The 3,568-nt window shown below is 43.4% G+C and carries 3 protein-coding genes; all 3 read left to right on the plus strand.

Going from position 1 to position 3,568, the window contains the following annotated elements; translation table 11 throughout:
- Window positions 1-980: lysine--tRNA ligase (gene lysS / locus AB4653_RS10470; protein WP_372104093.1), on the plus strand; the 980-nt coding region annotated here is incomplete at its 5' end.
- 277 nt (window positions 981-1,257) lie between these two features.
- The gene (vpsR, locus tag AB4653_RS10475; RefSeq protein WP_009848431.1) at window positions 1,258-2,592 is read left to right on the plus strand and encodes a cyclic-di-GMP-binding transcriptional regulator VpsR; all 1,335 of its coding nucleotides are present in this window, start codon (window positions 1,258-1,260) and stop codon (window positions 2,590-2,592) included.
- A 572-nt stretch (window positions 2,593-3,164) separates the two neighbouring features.
- Window positions 3,165-3,416, plus strand: coding sequence for a hypothetical protein (locus AB4653_RS10480; protein ID WP_004735015.1), 252 nt, complete (start codon window positions 3,165-3,167; stop codon window positions 3,414-3,416).
- Window positions 3,417-3,568: the final 152 nt, after the last annotated feature.

The raw sequence follows: 3,568 nt of genomic DNA on the forward strand, positions 1-3,568 counted from the left end.
TGCGTTCTAAGCTTGTGTCTTCAATCCGTAACTTCATGAGCTCAAAAGGCTACCTAGAAGTTGAAACGCCAATGATGCACGTGATCCCAGGCGGTGCAACAGCACGTCCATTCATCACTCATCACAACGCACTAGACATCGACATGTACCTACGTGTTGCACCTGAGCTTTACCTTAAGCGTCTAGTAGTTGGTGGTTTTGACCGTGTATTCGAGATCAACCGTAACTTCCGTAACGAAGGTCTTTCTCCACGTCACAACCCAGAATTCACAATGATGGAATTCTACCAAGCGTACTCTGACTACAAAGATCTAATGGATCTAACGGAAGAGATGCTAAGCACAGCGGCGATGGACGTTCTTGGTTCTACTTCTATGCCTTACGGTGACGAAACAGTTGAGTTCGGTGGCACTTACGCTCGCATGAGCATGTTCGATGCAATCAAACACTACACACCTGAAAATGCAAACATTCAAGCTCTGACTGAAGACGATCTTCAGAACAGAGAATTGATGGTTAAAATTGCAGAAGAAGTGGGTCTTTACGTTGAGAAGTTTTGGACATGTGGTCAGCTTCTTGAAGAGATCTTTGGTGAAACGGCTGAGCCTCAGCTAATTCAACCAACGTTCATCACGGGTTACCCAGCGGACATCTCTCCACTGGCTCGTCGTAGCGACAGCAACCCATTCTTCACAGACCGCTTTGAGTTCTTCATCGGTGGCCGTGAAGTAGCGAACGGTTTCTCTGAGCTTAACGATGCACAAGACCAAGACGAGCGTTTCAAAGCACAAGTTAACGCAAAAGACGCGGGTGATGACGAAGCTATGTACTACGATGCGGACTACATTACTGCACTAGAGCACGGCCTACCGCCAACAGCGGGTCAAGGTATTGGTATCGATCGTCTAGCGATGCTATTTACTAACACCCACACAATCCGTGACGTGATCTTGTTCCCGGCAATGCGCCCACAAGCGTAATTTTCGCTTATGGGGTGTTTACTGCCCGTGTAATTTAAAAGCCACCTTCGGGTGGCTTTTTCGGTTTTTAGCGTCAAAACCTAGCTCGTACCGCACTCTTGATTCGAAAAATGATTATTTATGACATAGTCTTACCATTGAGACAAAAAATCTAAGATAGTCTCATTACTATACGTATCGGATCTGAATACGATCTTGCGGCAACGTTGTACCCGTATGATTCGTTTAACTCGTGTTAGCCTGATTGAAAAAAATAAAAACAGAATAAGGAAGAAGGATGGGAACTCAATTTAAGATGGATTCCTTACCAGGTTCTCTTATCGTCGTTGGTGGTGCGTACGAACCCTGGTTATCAGTGTTAGAACAAGTGGGTTGGCAATGTACCCAGTGTGCAGATTTACGAAAAGCCGATGCCTTAATTACTGATATTGGCCCCTGCATTGGCATTGTGGATCTTAGTCATGATGAGTTTAGCCTTAATGGTATCGCTAACCTCGTGAGCAACAACAAGCAAGTTCGATGGCTTGCTTTTATCCGTGAATCGCAATTGAGCTCAGATACAATCTGCCAATTTATCGTTAACTTCTGTATCGACTTTTTCACGGCACCAATCCCTGATGCTCAGCTATTGAGTACCATTGGTCATCAACTGGGTATGCTCAAACTTGAGCAGAAAGTATGGCCAAACTACGGTATTAACAACAATATGGGCCTACTCGGTGATTCTGTGGCGGTGAAACGCTTGAGAGACCAAGTCAAGCGAATTGGCCCCACAGATGTCAGTATTTTGATTTACGGTGAGAGTGGGACAGGAAAAGAGACAATTGCACGTTCCATTCATCAAAATTCATCGCGAGCTCAGAAACCATTTTTAACTGTGAATTGCCGTGCTCTATCTGAAATGAGGATAGAGACTGAGATGTTTGGTATTTCAGCCCCAGCAACGGCAGCGCCTTGTATGTTGGAAGAAGCCGATGGCGGAACCCTCTTACTCAACGATGTCCTAGCGATGCCTCGTAATCAACAATTGAACCTTTTACGCTTTTTACAAGAAGGGAAAATTGAAACCACGAAGGGAGCTAAGTCGGTTGATGTTCGCATTTTGGCTGCTAACTCTTCTGATATTGAAAAGGCATTGATCGAGGGCGACTTCAATGAAGAGCTTTATCATTACATCAATGTTCTGCGTATTCATGTTCCTAGCTTAAAAGAACGTGTGAGTGATATTTCAGTGCTAGCGAATCATTTTCTGCGTGAGTACTCAAAAGAGTTTAATGCGCAAGCGAAGAGCTTCTCAGACGATGCTATCCGCTCGATGAGTCGCTACCATTGGCCTGGCAACGTTCGTGAATTGATGAATCAGATTAAGCGTGTTGTGTTGATGTCTGATGCTGTCATCATTGAGGATCATCAACTGGATTTACCAAAACAGAATGATGAACGCCGCAGTCTGAAAAGTATACGTGAACGTTCAGAGCGAGATGCTTTACTCATTGTGTTGGAATCTTATGGTGGTCAAGTGTCTTTGGCCGCTAAGGAGCTTGGAGTTTCACGCGCAACTATGTACCGCTTACTCAATAAACATGGTCTTATATCTGAGGGCGTTGTTTAGAACGTTCTATTCATTGACTCTATCCGGTGAGTGAAAATTCAAGGGCCACGTATCATACGTGGCTTTTTTGTTTCTGAAGGATAGTCCGCTGTTCTATAGAGAGAGCCCTAAGATAGATATGCTGTGATTTTATATAATCATAGTGAATATGTTATATGTAAATGAATATGCAACTGATATTTCAGGCGAATGCATTGTTTTAAAAATGTTAACCAATTATCGGTTGAATAATATACTCACTTGGTTAGACTTTAACCGTGAAAGCAACGATTTAACAAAGACTTGTCTGCTTTTACGACCCCATTTCTTTTTGGATTTTTTAGTTAGCTTGGAGGCGCAAATGAAACATTTCGATTTTATACAGCATATTTGCGCGTCGTTTGATCCGTGTACTGACATGGTGACTGATATGTCACACACATCAGCCATGGCCGATCGAAACACCCAAGATAAACCTAACTAATAGATCCGTACCCTTATTTGGCTGCGGAAAAATAGCAGCTAAGTGAGAAGCCCTCATACTATCTAGAACGCTATTTTTCCTCAGTTTATTCCACAACTGGAGAGTTATTATGCGTCACTCAGTATATTTAAAACTAGCAACAGTTCTTATCCGTGCAGACCTTCGTCGTGAAGAGCGTGAATGGCAACGAAAAGTTCGTCGTAGTTCATATGATCTACCATGGAACAACACCCATTTATTGAGAGATATTGGCCTTGAAGCCGATGGTCGACCAATTGGTTTTTCTGAGCCTGAAGTTGTCACGATTGAGCGCCGAGTTCGTCATCTTCGTCGAGTCTTAAGCGCGCGAATACCGACGTAATCTTGTGGGGTGATAGCGCCTTTCACCCCACAAGATAAACATCAGCGATAGTTATGGCGTCGAAAATGCAAATTTTTGAACTAGAACTGGCCAAAAAAAGAGAAGCTCTTGCTTCTCTTTTTTTGCTTTTTTAAGTCGTTATCTAGTAAAGG

The sequence above is a fragment of the Vibrio sp. 10N.222.48.A3 genome, from assembly GCF_041475345.1.
GTDB classification, from domain to species: domain Bacteria; phylum Pseudomonadota; class Gammaproteobacteria; order Enterobacterales; family Vibrionaceae; genus Vibrio; species Vibrio tasmaniensis_A.

Excerpts from the sequence above, each read along its gene's own strand:
- vpsR (WP_009848431.1), top strand. The coding sequence starts at position 1,258 with ATGGGAACTCAATTTAAGATGGATTCCTTACCAGGTTCTCTTATCGTC.
- AB4653_RS10480 (WP_004735015.1), top strand. The coding sequence starts at position 3,165 with ATGCGTCACTCAGTATATTTAAAACTAGCAACAGTTCTTATCCGTGCA.